This is a genomic window from Streptomyces sp. NBC_01410 (assembly GCF_045040195.1).
Classification (GTDB): domain Bacteria; phylum Actinomycetota; class Actinomycetes; order Streptomycetales; family Streptomycetaceae; genus Streptomyces.
On the sequence record NZ_CP109530.1, the window covers coordinates 628,049 to 647,213 of the forward strand.

Consider the following 19,165-nt stretch of genomic DNA (forward strand, 5'->3'; position numbering starts at 1 on the left):
TGATTGACTCCTGATTCATGGACAGGCACCCGGGACTGGCCCCGGACACGGTGACGGTGCTGTGGTGCACCACGGATGGCGACGAACGTCGGAAGGCGCACGCCTTGCTGGTGCGGAGCGCGGCCGAGATGCTCGATGTCCCGCTATCCGAGATCTGGTTGGAGCACGAGGCCGGCGGCCGCCCGTTCCTCGGCGGAGTCGGCAAGGCGCTGCAGGTCAGCGTCACTCACGCTCGTGGGGCTTTGGCTGTCGCGCTGACCAGCCGGGCCCCGGTGGGGGTTGACGTGGAAGCTGTGCGTGGGCTGCGCGCCCGCGCGATGGCTCGGGCCTGGCTCGACCCGGCCGAGGCGGCCTGGGTGACGGGGCTGCCGGAAGGTGAGCAGTCAGCCGCGTTCTTGTGGCTCTGGACACAGAAGGAGTCGGTCGGCAAGGCGCTGGGCCAGGGTCTGCGACAGGGGGGCATGAGCCGTCAGGTGCCGCTTCCGGAGCAATGGCCCCCCGGCAACGGCGGCGGCCGGCTCGTGCTGCACCCCCTGCCGGGCGTACCGGACCTCGCGTCCGCCGCGGTCATGGTCGATGAAGGGCGTCACATTGTCGGTGTGGCTCTGCGCGGTGACGCCGGGGGCGGTTCGCGCGCCGGCGGTGTCCGCCTCGAAGTGCATCAGGTACCCCCTGCCGCGTGCGGCTGAGCCGGTCACACACCGGCCGCCGACCGCGCCGCGGCACGGAGGATCTCCGCGTTGCGCACCGGCTTACCGGTCGCGGTACGGGGGAGTTCGGGAAGAAAATGCAGAGTACGCGGTCGTTTGTACGGAGCGAGCCGGGCCGCCAGACAGTCGGCGAGGCCGTCGAACGCGGCTCTCTCCGCCGCGGTCACGAAGGCCTCGATCCCGGTGCCGTGCACGACGACGGCTTCGGTGATTCCCGGCAGCGCGGAGATGGACGCCTCGACCTCCGAGAGATCCACCTTGAGTCCGCCGACGGACACCTGTGAGTCGAGCCGGCCATGGACCGTCAGCAGGCCCGTGGCCTCGTCGAAGCTGCCGGCGTCCTTCGTGCGCAGCCAGCCGTCCACGTAGCGAGTCGGATCGGACTGTCCGACATAAGGGGTTTCCGGCAGGGCGAGCAGGATCTGGCCGTCCTCGACCCGCACCTGCATCCCCGGCGCCGGAACGAGGCCGGGCTGTGTGGTTCCGGTGAGGTCGGTGGCGATGACACCGGCTTCGGTCATGCCGTACATGACGCCGAGGTCGGCGCCGTAGCCCTTGGTGAACCGTTCCCGGACCGTCGGCTTGACGAGTTCGCCGCCAGTGATCATCCGGCGCAACTGGGGAAGCTGGGGAGGCGTTTGAGCGGCAGCCAGCACCGCGGCCTGGGACGGGACTCCGAGGAGGGTCGTCGGCTCGCCCTCCGCCGCAACGGCCTTGAGGATGCCGTCGACCGTCAGCCTCGAGGGCAGGACCACCTGCGCGCCGCTGGCGAGTCCGTACAGCAACCCTCCGACCAGGCCGAGGACATGGACGATCGAGGCCAGGACGACGATGCGTTCGCCTCTGCGGGGGAAATTCTCGAGTTGTCCGTACCGGTCCAGCTCCGCGAGGAGGCTGGCGACGGTGCGGCCGATGACCTTGGAGGGGCCGGTCGAGCCGGAGCTCAACTGCAGCAGGACGTGCGGCGAATCGGCCGGCCGGCCGCCGCGCAGCGGCACGACGCGGGTGTCTACGTCGAAGAATCCGCGCAGCGTGCCGGTGACCTCACCGACCGGCTCGACGACCAGCTGCGGTGTGATCCGCGCGACCGCCTTGCCGACCTCGTGCGTCGTCAACCGGTAGTCGAGCAGGGCCACTTGGGCGCCCGAGCGCCATCCGGCGAGCATCGCGACCACACAGCTCAGTGAGGGAGGAAGCCGCACCGCGAGCGTACATCCGGCGGTCAGGCCGGCTGCCTCGAAGTGCGCCTGCTGCTCCACGACGAGCCGCCGGAGTTCCGCTCGGCTCACCGGCCCGCCCACATGCAGAGCGACGTTCTGTTCGTCTCCCTGGAGCAATATGTCATCGACCCAGGCGCCCTCGGTGCAAGCGGGCCTCTTTAACGGCGTTTCGCCCACAGGAATCCCCACCCCATCCAGAATGCCAGAACAACCAGACCGTAACCGCCTCAGGGACGGCTCTGTCCCGTGACGGTCAGGCACGCAGCCCCATTTCCGGGGCCGCAGAACCATCGTTGCTTACTGCCATCGAGAAATCAAGTAAACATTTTCCGCAAGATCCCACACGTACGAGCGACCTCGACAGACCGCACCGGAATTAAGTATTCAGGCGCGCCGATTAAGCATTCGGGCATTCCGTTTAGGCATTCGGACACACCGGCATTCGGGCATGCCGAAGTCCCATTCATCTTGGAGAAACCGATGAACGGGAAAGGGTGAGGTCGTGCGAGGGTTCAATTCAGCGATGAACAATTCCTGAACTTTTGAAGTCCTGGACTCGAGCGACACCCATCAGTGCCATGACCTCGGCAAACTCGTCCAACAGCACCTGAAGGACGGCCGAGACGCCACTGGTGCCGGAATGCGCCAGTCCCCAGAGCGCGGGACGGCCGATAAACACCGCATCCGCACCGAGGCACAGCGCCTTCGCGATATCGGCACCATGCCGAATCGCCCCGTCGAGGATCAGCTGACATCGGCCGGCCACGGCTTCGGCGATCTCTGGCAGGGCGTCGGCGGCAGGTTGCGCAAAATCGAGCTGACGTCCTCCGTGATTCGAGACGACGAGCCCGTCAATGCCGTATCTTACGGCGAGGTTGGCGTCCTCGCCCGTGAGTACGCCCTTCAGTACCAGAGGCAGTCGGGTGCGCTCACGAATCCATGCCAGATCTTCCCAGGTGATCGAGGGGTCGAACTGCTCCTTGGAATGCCGCGCAATGGCGGACTCGCCCGCCTGCCCGCCATGGGAGGCGGACATGACGGAGGGGCTGACATTCACTGCGCGGATCCCCGCCGGGACGGCGAACCCATTGCGCGCATCCCGCGGGCGATGAGCGACTCTCGGAGCATCCACCGTCAGCACCAGTGCCTGATAGCCGGCGTCTTCCGCCCGTCGGATCAGGCCGGCCAGCAGGTCCCGTTGCCTCAGCCAGTAGAGCTGAAGCCACAGCGGCCCGGTCGCCGCCGCGGCGATGTCCTCCAAGGTGCGACTCGCGAACATGCTGACGGTGAGCAGCGCACCCGCCTCGCCCGCCGCTCGCGCGGTCGCCACCTCACCCTCGGGGTGGGCCAGTTGGTGGTACGCCATGGGGGCGATGCCCACGGGAGCCATCAGTTGCGTGCCCAGCAGGGAGCACCGGGAGTCGCAGGTCGAGACGTCGACGAGGACACGTGGGCGCAGCTGGATCCGGTCGAGTGCCGCGCGGCCGGCCAGCACCATCGACTCGGTGCCGCTGCCGCCCTCCAGGAAGTCCCAGACAGGCCCGGACAGCCGCTCTCTGGCCGCTGTCTCGTACTCGAGAAGCGTCATCCCGGTCACTCTTCCTGCCCCCGTCCTCGCTCGCCTCGCGCCCCACCAACTAACCGCACGGCCGTACACTAACTGTACTCTTACACAATAACTGCACGGTCGTCCACTTAGTGCGGCGGATGGGCGCGTCGCCGCAGGACCGCCCGCCGCAGGGAGACAGAGGAGCCGCCGGGGGACCGTCCCCCGCAGGAGACAGAGGAGGTGTCGCGTGACTGCGACGCACGCCGATGGACGGATCGCACGCGGAAACCGGACCCGGCAGTTGATCCTGGAGAGGGCTGTGGCGATCGCATCGGTGGAGGGCCTGGAGGGGCTGGCGCTCGGCCGGTTGGCCGGCGAGCTCAACCTCAGCAAGAGCGGGGTGTTCGCCCTCTTCGGCTCGAAGGAGGAGCTGCAGCTCGCCACCGTGCGCGCTGCCATCAAGGTCTACATCGAGCATGTGGTGCAGCCGACCCGTGAACTGCCTGCCGGCATCGGCCGGGCCTGGTGCCTGTGCCGCAGCTGGCTGACCTACTCCGAGCGGCGTGTCTTTCCCGGAGGCTGCTTCTTCTACTCAGTCTCGGCCGAGTACGACGCACGCGAGGGCAAGGTCCACAACACGGTCGCAGGCGCCCACGGCAACTGGTTCTCCTTCGTCGAGCAGACGATCGAGGACGCCAGGAAAGTGGGGGAAGTCCGGGACGACATCGACATCCCCCAGCTCGCCTTCGAGCTCGTCGCCCTCCTCGAAATGGCCAACGCCGAGTCCGTCCTGCACCACGACCGCACCAGTTACGGCAAGGCAGCCAACGGGATCCTGAACCGCCTCCGCGGTATCTCGACGGACCCGTCGCTGCTGCCCGACACACCTTGACAGACACCGTCCGCGGTCCTGCCGGACCGCGGCCATCGTCCGGAGGCACCATGGCATTCGATCCACAGCTCCAAACTCTGCACGACCGGCGCTCGGCGCAGGGTGTCCGCCCCTTGTACACCATGTCCCTCGACGAAGCGCGGGCAGCCGATCTCGCTGCCATCCAGGCCGATGCGGGAACTACCGAGCCCGTGGAGCAGGTGCTCGACGAGTCGATACCCGGCCCGGCCGGAGCCCTCCCCGTCCGGATCTACCGGCCCGCCGGCGAGGGCCCGTTACCCGTGCTCGTCTACTTCTTCGGCGGCGGCTGGACGCTGGGCAGCATTGCGACAAGCGACGCGATCTGCCGGAGCCTGGCCAACGCCGCCGGTTGCCTGACGATCGCCGTGGGCTATCGCCTCGCACCCGAGCACAAGTTCCCGGCCGCGCCGCAGGACTGTCTGGCGGGCGTACGCTGGGCCGCCGAGCACGCCGAACGGCTCGGGGGCGATGCCACCCGCCTGGCCGTCGGCGGCGACAGCGCGGGAGGCAATCTCGCCGCCGCCGTGACCCTCATGGCCCGGGACGCAAGTGGCCCGGACATCCAGGCCCAGCTGCTCGTCTACCCCAACACGGACTACCTCGCGGACACGCCGTCACGCCGTGAGAACACCGATCCGCTGCTCTTCAACGACAAGTCCGTCCACTGGTATTGGGACAACTACCTCGCCTCCCCGCAGGACGGAACCGACCCCCTCGCCTCCCCGCTGCGGGCGTCCGATCACTCCGGGCTGCCGCCGGCGCTGGTGATCACCGCCGAGTACGACCCGCTGCGCGACGAAGGTGAGCAGTACGCCCAGCGTCTGCGGGACCACGGCGTACCCGTCGAGTCGACCCGCTACCCCGGCGTGGCGCACGGCTTCTTCGCCATGGCCGGGACTCTCGACGCGGGACGCCGTGCCATCGAGCAGGCGGCCGCATATCTGCGTACGACGCTGGCCACCCCGGTGACGAGAGCCCCTGCCGTGCTGGACCTCGGTGAACTGCACGGGTCCCTCAGCGATCCCGTGCTGGACTCGATGAACTTCCTCAACGAGGTCGTCTCGCGCTTCCCGGAAGCGATCTCCTTCGCCCCCGGCAGGCCGTCCGAGGGCACGTTCGAGCCGGACGATCTGGCGCGGTATCTCCGTGCCTACACCGATCACTTGGAGCACGGGCTCGGGTGGTCGCACGATCAGGTACGCACCCAGCTCTTCCAGTACGGGCGCACCAACGGCATCATCCACGACCTCATCGCCCGCTCCCTGGCCAACGACGAGGGAATCCACGTCCGCCCGGAGTCGGTGGTCGTGACGACCGGCTGCCAGGAGGCGATGCTGCTCACTCTGCGCGCGCTCTTCGCGCGGCCCGAGGACACGCTGCTCGTCAGCTCGCCCTGCTACGTCGGGATCACCGGCGCGGCGCGCCTGCTCGAGGTCGCGATGCGCTCCGTCCCGGAGGGCGCCGCCGGGCCGGATCCTGACGCGGTCCTGGCCGCCGTGCGTGAGACCCGGGCCGCCGGCGGGCGCCCGCGCGCCCTGTATGTGGTGCCGGACTTCGCCAACCCGTCCGGCGCCAGCATGACCGTCGCAGCCCGTGAACGGCTGCTGGAGATCGCCTCGCAGGAGGATCTGCTGATCCTGGAGGACGATCCCTACGGGTTCTTCGTCCGGGCCGGATCGGCCCGGCCCACGCTCAAGGCTCTGGACCGCGACCGGCGGGTCATCCACCTCGGATCGTTCTCCAAGACCGCGCTCCCCGGCGCGCGCGTCGGCTATGTGATCGCCGATCAGGAGGTCATCGGGCCCGCGGGCGAACGGTCACTCCTCGCCGACCAGCTGTCCAAGATCAAGAGCATGACCACTGTCAACACCTCGGCCGTAAGCCAGGCCGTCATCGGCGGACTGCTCATTGAGTCCGACTGCCGGCTCCGCGCGGCCAACGCCGACGCCATCGCCTTCTATCGCACCAATCTGAACACCCTGCTGGGCGAGTTGGAGCGGCACTTCCCCGCCGAGCGCCGACGTGACCTCGGAATCGACTGGAACCAGCCCGACGGCGGCTTCTTCCTCGTGGTCAACGTCCCGTTCGTCGCCGACACCAAGGCCCTTGAACACTCGGCGCAGAACTACGGCGTGCTCTGGACACCGATGAGCAGCTTCTACCTCGACGGCGGTGGCGACACGCAACTCCGGTTGTCCTGCAGCGCCTTGGATCCCGATGGGATTGCCGAAGGGGTGAGCAGACTGGCCGCCTTCATCGCCGAACAGGCAGAAGAAGCCGCTCAGGCGGGCGAGTAGCTCCGAGCGGACACGAGCACGAGGGGCCCGGCCGGTGCGTCCACGGCGGGCCCCTCAGCCGTCCACCGCCACCACTAACTGAACGGACGGTCGTGCTATTGTTTTGCCTCAGGTTCTCCGTCCGAGGACACGAGGGACAACCACACGCCGAAAGGATCCGCATGGATATCCGGAAGCTCGACCGGGCGGCTGTGCTGGAGACCGTACGCATCCTGGAGCACGCCGACCCCAAGGACTGGGCAGCACCCACCCCTTGCGCCGACTGGACGCTCCACCAGCTGGTGGCTCACATGGCGGGCCAGCATCACGGCTTCGCGGCAGCCGCCGCGGGGGGCGGAAGTGACCTCTCCGTGTGGCGCGCCGGCGAACTCGGCGACGATCCACTGAAGGCCTATCGCACCGCGGCCGAGTCGGTCCTCGAAGCCTTCACCCAACCAGGCGTTCTCACCCGTGAGTTCACGATCCCGGAGATCAGTACCAGCACCCGCTTCCCCGCCTCCGTCGCGATCGGGTTCCACTTCCTCGACTACGTGGTCCACGGCTGGGACGTGGCCAGGGCACTTGGTGTGTCCCTGGACCTGGACGACGAGACCGCCGAGGCCGCACTGGTCATCGCGCTACGGGTGCCGGACGACGAACGCCGTCGCGGACCCGCCGCACAGTTCCGGCCCGCCCTTTCCCCGGCTGCCGGCGCGCACACGCTCGACCTCGTACTGACGACGCTCGGCAGATTGCCCACCTGGTCCGCTCCGAGCGCCTCCGTGTCACCACAGCTGCACCGACCCACACAGGGAGATGCCCATGCTCGCTGACCTCAGAACGAATGTCGCACGACGCCTCGGCCTGCCGCAGGAGGAGGTGTTCGCCGGCCAGCCGCTGTCGGCCGTCCTGGTCGCCTCGCCGACCGCCATCAACTCCATCGACCTGCTCGACGCGTTCGCGGGCGCGCTGGCCGACGCCGGTGTCGACGACGACGTCGAACTGCCGACGATGACGCTCGACCACACCGCCGAGGACGTCGTCGCGGCGCTGGGCAAGCAGCTCGTTCCCAGCTCCTCCTGAACGGAAGGCGTGACCGTGCTGATCATGACCGACATTGTCAGGGAGCTCCGCGACGGAGCCACCATCAGTGACGTACTGCGCGTCCAGCAGAGCTATCACGAACAGCGCCGCTGGGGGACGGACGCCCTCTTCGACGGCCGCCGGCTCTCCCGGCCGCGCCCCGAGGACAAGGCCGCTCTGTGGCACGCCGCCCGCGCCGAGCTGACCACACAGCCCGCGGGCATCCGGCTCGCCGTCGACGGCGTCAAACTCGCCGGCGAGATCCGCGAGTCCAACCCGCTCGGGGCCGACGTCCTGCATGTCGCCGCCGCTTGGTCGGCCCGTTACTGGCTGGAGGAGGAGGCCCATCACGAGGTGGCCTTCGGCCGGCTCATGGAGATGGCGGGGGTCGACCCGATCGACGAGGGCGAGGTGGTCGAACACCGGGGGCCGTTCCCGACCGACAACTACGCGCGGGTCTGCATCCTGCAGGCGTGCGTCGAGATCGAAGCCTGTGTGTCGTACGGCTGGCAGTCCCGCACCACCGAGGACGGGCTGGTGCGCGACGTCTTCCACACGATCATGAAGGACGAGGTGCAGCACCGGCAGTACTTCGCCTCCTTCGCCAAGGCCCTGGTGGAGTCCGGGGTCTACCCCCTCAAGGACGTCCTGTCGATGGCGTACACGTGGATCCGCCCCGACGGCGGCGAGACCTTCGGCTCAGCCCGGGACGCCCAGACCGAGCGCCAGGGCTACGTCAACTGGTGGGAGCGGACCCGCACCGGCGAGGAGGAGTTCGGCCTCGGCGACGACGCGCTGCACGAGGGATCGGTGCACGCGAAGAAGCGGACCAGCGTGCTCGCACTGGTCCGCGAGGTGACCGGAATCCAGACCCAGTCGTATGAGGACCTCAAGCGTGCCTACTTCGCCAGCCTGCGCACGAACGATGTCGACCGGATTCGATCTGCAGTCCGTGACGGAGCTGCGCGGGAAGCCGCACTTGCTCGATAGCGGTGCGCTGTTCACCGCGGGAGAGCGCGCGCACTGCCGCTCCCGTCCCGACCCGGTTGCCTCCTTGGCCGGGCTGTTCTCGGCCAAGGAGGCCATCGTGAAGGCGATCAGCTCCATGGGAGGCGCACCGGCGCACACCTTTCCCGAGATGGAGGTCGTGCACGGTCCCGCGGGACAGCCCCGGGTACGGCTGCACGGAAGCATCGCGGAGTGGTGCCGGGAGCGGCGCATCAGTGTCGAACTGTCGATCAGCCACACCGGCGAGCTGGCCGGCGCGGTCGTCGTACTCCTGGCCGGGTCGGCAGGGAGCGGAAGTGAGCGAACCGCATGAACACAGGCACCCTGCCGGAACTCGAGCACGCCTGCGAAGTCGCCCTGCGTCCCAACGACTTCGACTGGGCCGGACACCTGAACAACAGCGTGTACGTCCAGCTCCTCGAGTCAGGCCGCTGGGAGTGGGGGATCGCGTGTGGCGGCGACCTGCGGGACGGTTCGCTGGTCGCCGTGGTCCTTCAGCTCCAGCTGGACTATCTGAAGGCGGTCGACTGGGACCCGCTGGGGCGCCTCGTCGTGCGCACCTCGCTCGCGGGACGGTCCGCGTACAGCTTCAGCCTCGCCCAGGACATCGAACGGACCGACGGCACGGTGGTGGCCCGGGGCCGGGTCCGCCTGGGGCTCGTGGACCGCGAGACCAAGCGCATTCACCGGGTCGACCTGGACGCCCTGCTGAACATTCCCGGGCAGGCGGCATGACCGGGACCACGCTGCGGCAGGCCATCGCCGGGCAGGCCCACCGGCAGAGCGCGACCGTCACCTTCGGCACCTCCGCCAAGCGGGAGAGCCTGACGTATCCCGCCTTCGCCGAACAGATCGCGGCGGCGGCCGGCGGGTTCGCGCACCAGGGCGTAGGTCCCGGAGACCGGGTGATGCTCCGCATCGGCAGCTCGCGTGCGGACGTGCTGGCTCTCCTGGGGCTGATGCACCTGGGCGCGATTCCCGTCTCCGTCAAACCTCGCGTCCCCGGGGCGATCACCGGGCAGTACTTCGCCATGGTGATGCGGCAGCAGGGCGTGAGCCATGCCTTCCGCATCACCGGGCACGGCCTGCGGGAACTCGCATTGGTACTGCGCCGGGGGGCTTTGCCCGAACCCGCGCCGGGGGACCTGGAGGACCTCGCGTTCGTCCAGTACACGAGTGGCTCCACCGGCATGCCCCGGCCCATACCGCTCAGCCACCGAGCCGTACTCGGAAACATCGAGGCCATCCGCACTGTCGCCGGCATGAAGCCCGGCCATGCCGGACTGATCGCCCTGCCGCTCCATCACGACATGGGCCTCATAGGGGTACTGACCTCCCTGGTCCAGGGCATCGACCTGGTGGTCGAGGAGCCGGGCACTTTCCTGCGCAGACCGATGGCAGCCCTGCAGCTGCTCCGGGACGCGGCAGCCACGCACAGCGCGTTCCCCGATTTCATGCTGCGCTACCTCGCGGCCCGGATCGGCGATTCGGCGGGGCCCGATCCGGAACTGTTCCATGCCTGGCGCACCGTCTTCTGCGGCGCCGAACCCATCCGCCAGCCGTCGGTCGACGCCTTCCTCGACGCGACCAGGTCCTGGGGGTTCGACTCGACGGCCCTGGTGTTCTGTTACGGACTCGCCGAGGCAGCGCTGATGGCCACCTGGCACCGCTACGTGGACGCCGCCAGCAGTTTCCGGACGGACGGGCCGGCCACGGCCGCGTGCCTCGGCACCACCATGCCCGGGCTCGACCTGCGGATCGTGAACGAGTCGGGCGTCGACTGTGCGGAGGGGGAGGTCGGCTCCGTACAACTGCGGGGTGACACCCTCTTCGACGGCTACGACGGAGCCACCGATCACCGCACCACCTGGTTCGACACCGGTGACGTGGGGTGTCAGCGATCGGGGCGGCTCTATCTGAGCGGCCGGCGAGGCGACCGTATCTCCGTCAACGGGGTGAACATCTTTGCGACGGATGTCGAGCAGGTGGCGACGACGGTTCCCGGCGTCGCTGAATGCGTCGTCCTCCCGCACGGAGATTCGTTCGCCGTCGTCGTCGTGCCGGAACGGGCGCAGCACATGGACACCAGTCAGCTGGCCGCCCAGGTCACCGCAGCCTTCGGCACGGCCCCGGAGACCGTGATCGAGGTCTCGCACAGCAGCGTCGCCCGGACGGCGAGCGGAAAGCCCGCCCGCACCCACATGGCCGAGCAACTCGAACAGGGACTGCTGGGATGACGACCGTCGACGCCGACGAAGTCGGGTAAGGCCCCGGCACGGTCCACGGGGTACCGCAATACCCCGTAAACATCGCCTACTGTCCCCATCCGACAATCCATCCCGACGAGCCGCTGCCAGAGGTGGCCGGACCGGCGCTCCGTTCGCCGGTCCCGCCCCAAGAAGCTCCTGCGCTGACGCGGCCGAGACGAGGCGCGCTATGAGGGCAGTGGGAGGGCACACGGTCAGGGAAGGCCGCTTCTGGCATCGCCACGCCGAGCTGGTCTACTACGACGCCGGTGAGGGACCTCTCGCCCTGTACGCGCACGGCGGGTACGTCAGTCAGGCCACCGAGGACCGGATGGGCCTGTTCGACTGGGCGCCGCTACTGGACGCGGGGCAGCGCCTGGTCCGCTACGACGCCCGCGCGCACGGGCGATCCACCGGCGACCCCGTGGACACCGACTACACCTATGCCGCTCTGGCCGACGATCTGCTGGCCCTGCTCGACCACCTGGGCGCCACCGAGCCCGTCACCGCCATGGGCGCGTCGATGGGCTGCGGCACCGTGCTGCACGCCGCCGTCCAAGCGCCCGACCGCTTCTCCCGACTGGTCCTGCTCATCCCACCCAACGCCTGGAGGACGCGCCAGGCACATGCGCAGGCCAACCGGGAATCCGCTGACACCATCGAAAGAGAGGGAGTGGACGTCTGGCTCGCCGCCAGGGCACAACAGCCTCGCCCCGCGGTCGTAGCCGATGTTCCCGAATTCCCACCGACACCCACCGAGCGGGTACTGCCGTCCATCCTGCGGGGCCTGGCGCTCTCCGACCTGCCCTCCCCCACGGCAATCGCCGCGCTGCGCCGGCCGGCCTTGATCCTGGCCTGGGCGGACGACCTCGGCCACCCCCTGTCGACCGCGGAAACGCTGGCCCATTGGCTGCCACACGGCGATCTGTACGTGTCCCGGACGCGCGCCGACATCCGTACATGGGGGCAGCGCATCGCGGAGTTCCTGACCCGGCCCCGGCCATAGTGCGGGCGTTGACGGATCCTCGCCTCGTACGGGCATCTGTCGGCCCGCTTCGGCCTGCGAGCAGCTCCCCCTGCCATGATCACGCGTTTGTGAACGTGGCGATCTATGCTGGGCAGCATCACTCAAAGGGGTTCACGTGCACCTTCTCACTCTCGGAGTGATGGCACAGTCGCGCAAAGAGAACGAGCGTCGACTGCCGATTCACCCGTCACACTTCGACCGGATCGACCCGGACCTCCGGGAACGTATTTTCCTTGAACGCGGGTACGGGGAGCGCTTCGGCATCCCCGACGCACAATTGGCGCCCCTCGTCGCCGGGTTCCGTTCCCGTGAGCAGCTCATCACTGAGTGCGATGTCGTCCTGCTGGCCAAACCGCTTCAGGCGGATCTCGAGGAACTGCGCGACGGACAGGTCCTCTGGGGTTGGCCGCACTGCGTCCAGGACGAGAGGCTCACTCAGCTGGCGATCGACCGGAAGCTGACGTTGATCGCCTTCGAGGCGATGAACCACTGGACCAACGACGGCTCGTTCAACCTGCACGTCTTCCACAAGAACAACGAGCTGGCCGGCTACTCCTCCGTACTTCACGCCTTGCAGATCAGCGGTTCGACGGGCGACTACGGCCGGCGGCTCCGAGCGGCCGTGCTGGGCTTCGGCGCGACCGCCCGCGGAGCCGTGACAGCTCTGAGCGCCCTGGGTGTGCACGATGTCGACGTCCTCACCCAACGTGGCGTCACAGCCGTCAGCTCGCCGATCCATTCCGCGCGAATCATCCAGTTCGACCGCGACGAAGCCGATCCCAGCCTCAGTTACGTCCACTCCGATGCCGGCCGGGTACGACTGGCCGGATTCCTCGCCGAGCACGACATCATCGTCAACTGCGTACTGCAGGACACCGCGGCGCCGCTGATGTTCCTCAGCGACGACGACCTCGGTCTGCTCACACCGGGCACCCTCATCGTCGATGTCTCCTGCGACGAGGGCATGGGCTTCAGCTGGGCGCGGCCGACATCGTTCATCGAGCCGACGTTCGTGGTCGGCGAGAACGTCCTCTACTACGGCGTCGACCACAGCCCGTCCTACCTGTGGAACTCCGCGACCTGGGAGAACAGCGAGGCGTTGCTCCCCTTCCTGCGGGCCGTGCTCACCGGACCCACCACCTGGGAGTCCAACGAGACCATCCGTCGCGCCATCGAGATCCGCGACGGTGTCATCCAGAACCCCAGCATCCTGGCGTTCCAGCACCGTTCGGCTCAGTACCCGCACCTGCCCGACTGACAAAGCGGTCGCAGAACCCCTGCCCGGCAGCTCGTCAAGTGGTCTGTCGCACCTGGCTACTTGCATCGCCGACGGCGAGTTCGGCCCGCTCAGGCTTCGGCTTGAGCGGGTGGTGCCCGACACTTGAACTATGCGAAGGAGCCCGTCGAGCATGTCGCAGCCACACCCCGCCGACGCTGGCCAAGCCCCCGTGGTAGTCAGCAACATCGCGGGCTCCTTCGCCTGGGGCGTACTGCATGAGCGGCACCCCGCCCTGATCGAGCGCGTACGCAAGGCGACCGCCTATCCCGTTCAAGCGCAGTACGCACTGGATGCCCTGCTGAGCGAGATCGACGAGGGCGGCGTCATCGAGGCTCTCGACGCCGCCGAACCGGATGCCGCTTTGTGGCGGCAGTGGGGCGAGGGCCACATCGGGCGTCGCTGGGCAGACGTGCCGTTCCTATGGGCGGAGAGCTACTTCTACCGGAAGCTGCTGGCCGCACTGGGCTACTTCGCGCCCGGGCCGTGGCAGGGCATCGACCCGTTCGCACCCTTCAAACGCGCCGAACTCACGGGTACGACCGTCGATTCGGAGCTCGCTGCCCTCGACAAGACTCCCCTCCTGCCGAGAGCAGAACAGGACACGGCACTGCTGCACGCGTCCCTGTGGGGGAACAGGGCCGACCTCGGTTTCCAACTGTCGACCGGCAAGTCCGGTCTGGGCGAGCGCGTCACAGGGCTCGTCGTCGACGACACGGCGACGCTCTGGGAGCTGCTGAAGAGCGGACGACCGGGCAAGGTATGCCTGGTCGCCGACAACGCCGGGCCTGAGCTGCTGCCCGATCTGGTGCTCGCCGACCATCTGCTCGCCACGGACCGCGCCTCGTCCGTGAGTCTGCACATCAAGCCGTATCCGTACTACGTCTCCGACGCCACCACGTCCGACGTGCTCGACTGCCTGGCAAGTATGTCCGCGGCTTCCGGACGAGCCTCGCAGATCGGTGAGCGGCTGCGGCAGGCGGTGACCGACGGACGTCTCGTCCTGCGCGCCCATCCCTTCGCGTGCGCTCCATTCCCCTACACGGACATGCCGGTCGAGCTCCGGCAGGACTTCGCCTCGGCAACGTTGACCGTCATGAAGGGCGACCTGAACTACCGCCGGCTCGTCGGCGACCGCCACTGGCCTGCCACCACTCCCTTCTCAGAGGTCACCGCGTACTTCCCCGGGCCGGTCGCCGCACTACGGACGCTGAAGTCCGACGTCATCACCGGCCTCGCCCCGAACACGCTGACGGAGCTGGAGGCAACAGGCAGCGCCTGGCGTACCAGCGGCACACATGCCCTCGTTCAAGTCGCGGTCAACGAGACCGCTCGGCCCGCCGTCAGAGGCGGCAGCTGATCTCCATGCCGTCCTCCACGGGGAAGGTCACGCTCTGGTATCCGTTCGCCGGGGAGCGAACGTAGTCGAGATAGGGCTGCAGACTGCTCAGGTCGACGTCGTCGGCGACGACAAGGGTGCCGGGCTTCATCTGCGGTTCGAGCAGGCGCAGTACGGGCAGGCACAAGTCCTTCCAGCCGTCGAGCAGGACGAAGTCCGCGGAGCCGTCGATGCCGCCGAGAGTCTCGCGGGCGTCTCCCTCCAGCACGGTGATCACGTCGGCCAGACCGGTCTCGACGAAGGTGCGGCGGGCTGCGGCGATTTTGTCCCTGCTCAGCTCCGTGGTGATGACGCGTCCGGCGCCGTTGTCCCGCACGGCGGCAGCCAAGTGCAGCGTGGAGATCCCGAAGGACATGCCGAACTCGATGACCGTGGCAGGCCGGACGGCCCGGACCAGGTTGTAGAGCAACTGCCCGCCGGCGGCGGAGATCGGCATGTAGATCTCCGCCGCGGCGTCGGCGTGTTCCTGCGGCGTTCCGAAGCCTCCCGGCCGCTGTGCCTGCACGCGCGCCTCGGTGGCTTCGTCGTGCGCGGCTTGCGCGAACATCCGGCTGAGGGCGACCTCGACCCGGGGGTCGGCGAGTGCGTGAGTGATCGTCATAAACACTAGAATAGACGCACCGTTGCGTTGAGTCTAGAGTCGCTAACCTGAGACCAGGGAGGCGACATGGGACCCGCAACAGGAACCGCAGAGGACAGCTCCACCAGCCGGCCGGGGCGGGGGCACCACGGCAACCGGCACGGGCGCAGCGAAAAGGCCCGGCAAGCGGTCCTGGAGGCGGCCGACGACCTGCTCGCCGAGAAGGGCTTCGCGGGCATCACCATGGAGGGCATCGCGGCGAGAGCCGGTGTCGCCAAACAGACCATCTACCGCTGGTGGAGCACCAAGACCGACGTCCTTGTCGACGCCTTCCTGCAGGACATGACCGAGGAGCTGATCCCGCCCGATCACGGCGACATCGCCCTCGACGTACGCGCCCACCTGCGTCAACTGGCCTGTTTCCTCGGCCAGTCCGACTCCGGAGCGGTCTTCAAAGCCCTGATCGCACAGGCGCAGCACGATCCGGCGTTCGCAGAGGACTTCCGGGCCAGGTACCTCGACGAACAGCGGCGCCGCGACCGGCTGCCTCTGGAACGCGCCGTACGGCGGGGCCAACTGCCCGCCGACCTCGACCTGGCGGCCGAGACCGACCAGCTCGTAGGCCCCCTCTACTACCGCGTCCTGGTGACGGACGAGGCGATCGGCCAGGACTTCACCGACCGGCTGGTCGACGCTTTTCTCCGCCGTACGCAGTGACAACACGCCCTCGTGGGCGTCCAGCAACTGATTGCATGAAGAGCGCAGACAGGAAGCAACGGGGTGGGGGGCGCGTGTACCAGAGCGAGGATGAGATCCTGGCCGAGGAGCTTGCAGCTGTGGCTGCGTTTGCCGGGGACGGCGGTCGCTTGACCAGGTTCGTGGCCAAGCTGATGAAGAAGAACGTTGGGGAGATCGACCTGGTCGTCCCCCTGCCCTTCGAAGAGGCCGTCGCCTACGTCGTCCGTGTGCTCGGGCGAGCGGGACGAACAGTCGATCCCCTGCCGGTGGAACCTGGCCCGGACCAGCAGACGATCCGTGTTCTTGCCCGCGGCGGGTATGGCGGCATGAACCCTGTCCTGGTCACTGCGCTGGTGAAAAGGGGCGGGGAGACCAACTCGGAGGTCAGGCTTCGTGCGGCTGCCAAGGAAGGCTTGATCAAGCAGCGGGCGGGCGAGCAGACCGCCACCAACCTTGCGGCGTTGCTGGCCAGGTAGACCGCAGATCAGGGCTTGCGAGTACCGGGAATGGGAACCGCTGCGCCCCGCTTTCCATCTTCACCGGCGTCGTCGGCCCGGCGTGCAGGGTTTGCGGGGCCGGCCCGCCGTCAGGAGGGGTATGCGAGATGTCTGCTGTGGATGGGGCGTTCGGGCTTGTATTCGGGGCCCTCGGGCTGCTGTTTGCCGCCCTCGGAATCGGGATGCTCACCTGGATGGTGCGAAGGGCTGCCGAGTACAGGCGGACCCTGCGCGAAGGGCTGGTGGCCGAGGCTCAGTGTCTGGACACGTTCGTTGTGCACCGGCGTTCCCCGGACGGGCTTGGGCACAGCCAGCGGCGTCTGATCCTCGAGTTCCGGACGTCGGACGGGCGGGATGTGCGGGCCGAGATCGCCTCGCCGCAGCCGTATGTGGCAGGGGACATCGTGCCCGTGCGGTATCTGCCGCAGCGCCCTGAGCGGGCGGTGCCGGCCGGGGCGTCGCCCGGGCCGGGAGTCGCCTCGTGCCTCGCCGTCGGGGTGCTGGTCGTCTTCACGTTCATGGGCCTCTGCTTCGCCGCGATCGGCTTCGGTCTCGCTGTGTTCACGGACTCGTCGGCCGATGACGGCGAGACCAGTCCCGGGCAGTACTGGACTTCCGAACCCTAGGTTCTGCCCAGCAGAAGCCCAACGACCATGGCGTCGCCGGCGATCGGAACCGGGTCCCGGGGGGAACCTCGAACAGCTCCACCCGGGACCCTGTACGCGCGTGCTAGAAGGTCAGGTTCCAGGCGTCGATCTTGCCGATGTCCTGGGAGGCCACGTCACTGACGCGCAGCTTCCACGTTCCCGCCGCCACTTCCGAAGAGGCGTTCACCGTGTACGTCTTGGCGACGTTGTCGGTGCCGTCGTTGTTCGGGAAGTCCTCCAGGGTGTAGACCGTGCCGTCGGGGGCCGCCAGGGACAGCACGAGGTCGCCCCGGTAGGTGTGCTTGATGTCCACGCCCACCTTGAGCGTGGCCGGTGCGTTACCGCTGACGCCGGTCACGGCGATCGGGGACTCCACCGTGCTGTTGTCGGCGATGGCGACATCGGCGGTGTTCTCGAAGTACGCGCCGGGCGGCGGGGTGCCGCCGACGGCCTTGAGCGCGTCGACCTGGCCCTCGCCGAAGAAGCTGTTGACGGCGGTCGTGCCCGTGCAACGGCTGTCGGAGGGGCAGGCGGTGTCGGTGGCCTGGGACGACAGCCTGGCCCGCAGGTCGGCCGGCGTGGCGGCAGGGTCGGTGCTCGCCAGCAGCGCCGCCACACCCGCGACGTGCGGGGAGGCCATCGACGTGCCGTTCATGGTCCCGTACTTGCCGCCGGGCAGCGTCGAGTAGACACCGGATGCGCCGTCGCCGCCCGGGGCCGCGACGTCGATGATGCTCCGGCCGAAGTTGGAGTACGAGGCCTTGACGTTGCCGTTGCCCATCGCCGCGACGGTCACCACGCCCGGCAGTTCGGTGGGGATGTCGATGCAGGCATTGGTGATGGTGCGGGTGACCGGGGTGGAGTCGTTCGGGCTCGAGGTGTCGGTCCGCTTGTTGGCCAGGTCGTAGTTGGAGTTGCCCGCGGCCGCGATCTGCAGCGAGCCCTTGTTCTCCGCGTACTCCTGAGCCCGCTTGACGCCCTCGATGATGGCCGCCTGGTCGGCGTTGTCCGGGCAGTTGAACATCCACGGGTCGGTGTAATAGCTGTTGTTGGTGACCTTGAAGCCGTGGTCACCGGCCCACATGAACCCGCAGACGGTGTTCTCGGCGAAGAACATGCTGGTGTTCGGTTCGGCGATCCGGACCGAGGAGATCTTCACGCTCGGGGCGACGCCGATGACGCCCTTGCCGTTCTTGGCGGCCGCGATCGTGCCCGCCACATGCGTGCCGTGGTCGCCGAAGGGTCGCCAGGCACCTGTGCGGGTGTCCGCCTTGCCGTACGCGCAGGAGACCGAGTCGGCGGCGTTGAAGTTCGGCGCGATGTCCTGGTGAAGATCGTCGACGCCGGTGTCGAGGACGCCGACCTTGACGGCCGGGGAGCCCGTGGTGACGGCCCAGGCCTTGTCGGCCTTGATCTGGGTCATGTCCCAGCGGTTGGACTCGGTGAGGGTGGTCGTGGCCTGCGTGGGAGTCGCGGGCAGCGCGGGGCTGTACGCATCGGCCGGTACGTCCGAGGTCCTGGTGGCGCCCACCATCTGGACGCCGTTGACGCCGCGCATGGTGCCGGCGAAGGCCGAGGAGGTCGAGTGCGCGACGATCACGCCGATCGCGTCGTAGTTCGCGAAGACCGTGCCGCCGTTGCTCGTGATGGCCGTCCGTACGGCCGAGCTGTCGCCCGGCGCGGTGATGACCAGGTAGGCGCGGGTACCGGCGGCCCACGCGGCGGGGGACGTTACGGAGGCCGCTGAGGTCTCGGACGCGATCGGGGCGGCGTGCGCCGCCCCGAGGGGAGTCGCGAACACGACGGCCGCTCCAAGGGCAACAGCGGCCACGACCGAGCGTCTCAGTCGGCTGGATATGAGGGTATGCAAGGCATCCTCCGAGAGCCCGGTGGCGCTGGTGGCGCCTACCGGGCCGAGTGTGGGAAGTGGTGAACGCAAGATGTCAGAAATCGGCCCCACATGGGAAGAGTTCGATCACACAAGTGCCCTTGCAGG

General features: G+C 68.3%; 19 protein-coding genes. 15 read left to right on the forward strand and 4 right to left on the reverse strand.

The window, feature by feature from the left end:
• The first annotated feature begins 17 nt into the window (after positions 1-17).
• Positions 18-689 (forward strand): 4'-phosphopantetheinyl transferase family protein, encoded by a 672-nt coding sequence (locus OG741_RS02935; RefSeq protein ID WP_405594793.1) that lies wholly within the window; start codon positions 18-20, stop codon positions 687-689.
• Positions 690-694: 5 nt separating this feature from the next.
• On the opposite strand, the gene OG741_RS02940 is transcribed toward OG741_RS02935, so the two are convergent.
• Together OG741_RS02940 and OG741_RS02945 are read right to left on the reverse strand one after the other, a co-directional pair.
• On the reverse strand, positions 695-1,999 hold the full coding sequence (locus tag OG741_RS02940; RefSeq protein WP_405594795.1) for a class I adenylate-forming enzyme family protein: 1,305 nt from the start codon (positions 1,997-1,999) through the stop codon (positions 695-697).
• Positions 2,000-2,447: 448 nt separating this feature from the next.
• Complete coding sequence (locus OG741_RS02945) at positions 2,448-3,518, reverse strand: alpha-hydroxy acid oxidase (RefSeq protein WP_405594797.1); 1,071 nt, start codon at positions 3,516-3,518, stop codon at positions 2,448-2,450.
• Between the two features lie 208 nt (positions 3,519-3,726).
• Here OG741_RS02945 and OG741_RS02950 point away from each other — a divergent pair, with 208 nt between their 5' ends.
• The 11 genes from OG741_RS02950 (at position 3,727) to OG741_RS03000 (ending at position 14,668) form a co-directional block, all read left to right on the forward strand.
• Positions 3,727-4,371: a TetR/AcrR family transcriptional regulator gene (locus tag OG741_RS02950; protein ID WP_405594799.1), complete on the forward strand. Its 645-nt coding sequence runs from the start codon at positions 3,727-3,729 to the stop codon at positions 4,369-4,371.
• A gap of 50 nt (positions 4,372-4,421) precedes the next feature.
• Positions 4,422-6,689: an aminotransferase class I/II-fold pyridoxal phosphate-dependent enzyme gene (locus OG741_RS02955; RefSeq protein WP_405594801.1), complete on the forward strand. Its 2,268-nt coding sequence runs from the start codon at positions 4,422-4,424 to the stop codon at positions 6,687-6,689.
• A gap of 161 nt (positions 6,690-6,850) precedes the next feature.
• The gene (locus OG741_RS02960) at positions 6,851-7,501 is read left to right on the forward strand and encodes a TIGR03086 family metal-binding protein (RefSeq protein WP_405594803.1); all 651 of its coding nucleotides are present in this window, start codon (positions 6,851-6,853) and stop codon (positions 7,499-7,501) included.
• Positions 7,491-7,751 (forward strand): hypothetical protein, encoded by a 261-nt coding sequence (locus OG741_RS02965; protein ID WP_405594805.1) that lies wholly within the window; start codon positions 7,491-7,493, stop codon positions 7,749-7,751. Before OG741_RS02960 ends, OG741_RS02965 begins: the two co-directional genes overlap by 11 nt.
• Positions 7,752-7,775: 24 nt before the next feature.
• The gene (locus OG741_RS02970; RefSeq protein ID WP_405594808.1) at positions 7,776-8,741 is read left to right on the forward strand and encodes a hypothetical protein; all 966 of its coding nucleotides are present in this window, start codon (positions 7,776-7,778) and stop codon (positions 8,739-8,741) included.
• Positions 8,731-9,072, forward strand: a complete 342-nt coding sequence (locus OG741_RS02975) for a holo-ACP synthase (RefSeq protein ID WP_405594810.1) — start codon at positions 8,731-8,733, stop codon at positions 9,070-9,072. Before OG741_RS02970 ends, OG741_RS02975 begins: the two co-directional genes overlap by 11 nt.
• Positions 9,069-9,494: an acyl-CoA thioesterase gene (locus OG741_RS02980; protein WP_405594813.1), complete on the forward strand. Its 426-nt coding sequence runs from the start codon at positions 9,069-9,071 to the stop codon at positions 9,492-9,494. The genes OG741_RS02975 and OG741_RS02980 overlap by 4 nt, the downstream gene beginning before the upstream one ends.
• Complete coding sequence (locus OG741_RS02985) at positions 9,491-10,996, forward strand: AMP-binding protein (RefSeq protein WP_405594816.1); 1,506 nt, start codon at positions 9,491-9,493, stop codon at positions 10,994-10,996. Before OG741_RS02980 ends, OG741_RS02985 begins: the two co-directional genes overlap by 4 nt.
• A 199-nt stretch (positions 10,997-11,195) precedes the next feature.
• Positions 11,196-12,011, forward strand: a complete 816-nt coding sequence (locus tag OG741_RS02990) for an alpha/beta fold hydrolase (protein ID WP_405594818.1) — start codon at positions 11,196-11,198, stop codon at positions 12,009-12,011.
• A gap of 136 nt (positions 12,012-12,147) precedes the next feature.
• Positions 12,148-13,290, forward strand: coding sequence for a N(5)-(carboxyethyl)ornithine synthase (locus tag OG741_RS02995; RefSeq protein WP_405594820.1), 1,143 nt, complete (start codon positions 12,148-12,150; stop codon positions 13,288-13,290).
• Positions 13,291-13,441: 151 nt separating this feature from the next.
• Positions 13,442-14,668 carry a damage-control phosphatase ARMT1 family protein gene (locus OG741_RS03000; RefSeq protein WP_405594823.1) on the forward strand — a complete coding sequence of 409 codons (1,227 nt, stop codon included), beginning with the start codon at positions 13,442-13,444 and terminating at the stop codon, positions 14,666-14,668.
• On the opposite strand, the gene OG741_RS03005 is transcribed toward OG741_RS03000, so the two are convergent.
• The gene (locus OG741_RS03005) at positions 14,652-15,308 is read right to left on the reverse strand and encodes an O-methyltransferase (protein ID WP_405594825.1); all 657 of its coding nucleotides are present in this window, start codon (positions 15,306-15,308) and stop codon (positions 14,652-14,654) included. The two genes, OG741_RS03000 and OG741_RS03005, sit on opposite strands and share 17 nt — an antisense overlap.
• 66 nt (positions 15,309-15,374) lie before the next feature.
• Between OG741_RS03005 and OG741_RS03010 the strand changes: the two genes are divergently transcribed.
• From OG741_RS03010 to OG741_RS03020, 3 genes are all read left to right on the forward strand, one after another.
• Complete coding sequence (locus OG741_RS03010) at positions 15,375-16,004, forward strand: TetR/AcrR family transcriptional regulator (RefSeq protein WP_405594827.1); 630 nt, start codon at positions 15,375-15,377, stop codon at positions 16,002-16,004.
• A 74-nt stretch (positions 16,005-16,078) separates the two neighbouring features.
• Complete coding sequence (locus OG741_RS03015) at positions 16,079-16,501, forward strand: hypothetical protein (protein ID WP_405594829.1); 423 nt, start codon at positions 16,079-16,081, stop codon at positions 16,499-16,501.
• 128 nt (positions 16,502-16,629) lie between these two features.
• Positions 16,630-17,148, forward strand: coding sequence for a DUF3592 domain-containing protein (locus tag OG741_RS03020; protein WP_405594831.1), 519 nt, complete (start codon positions 16,630-16,632; stop codon positions 17,146-17,148).
• A gap of 103 nt (positions 17,149-17,251) precedes the next feature.
• On the opposite strand, the gene OG741_RS03025 is transcribed toward OG741_RS03020, so the two are convergent.
• Complete coding sequence (locus OG741_RS03025) at positions 17,252-19,000, reverse strand: S8 family peptidase (RefSeq protein WP_405594833.1); 1,749 nt, start codon at positions 18,998-19,000, stop codon at positions 17,252-17,254.
• Between the last annotated feature and the right edge of the window lie 165 nt (positions 19,001-19,165).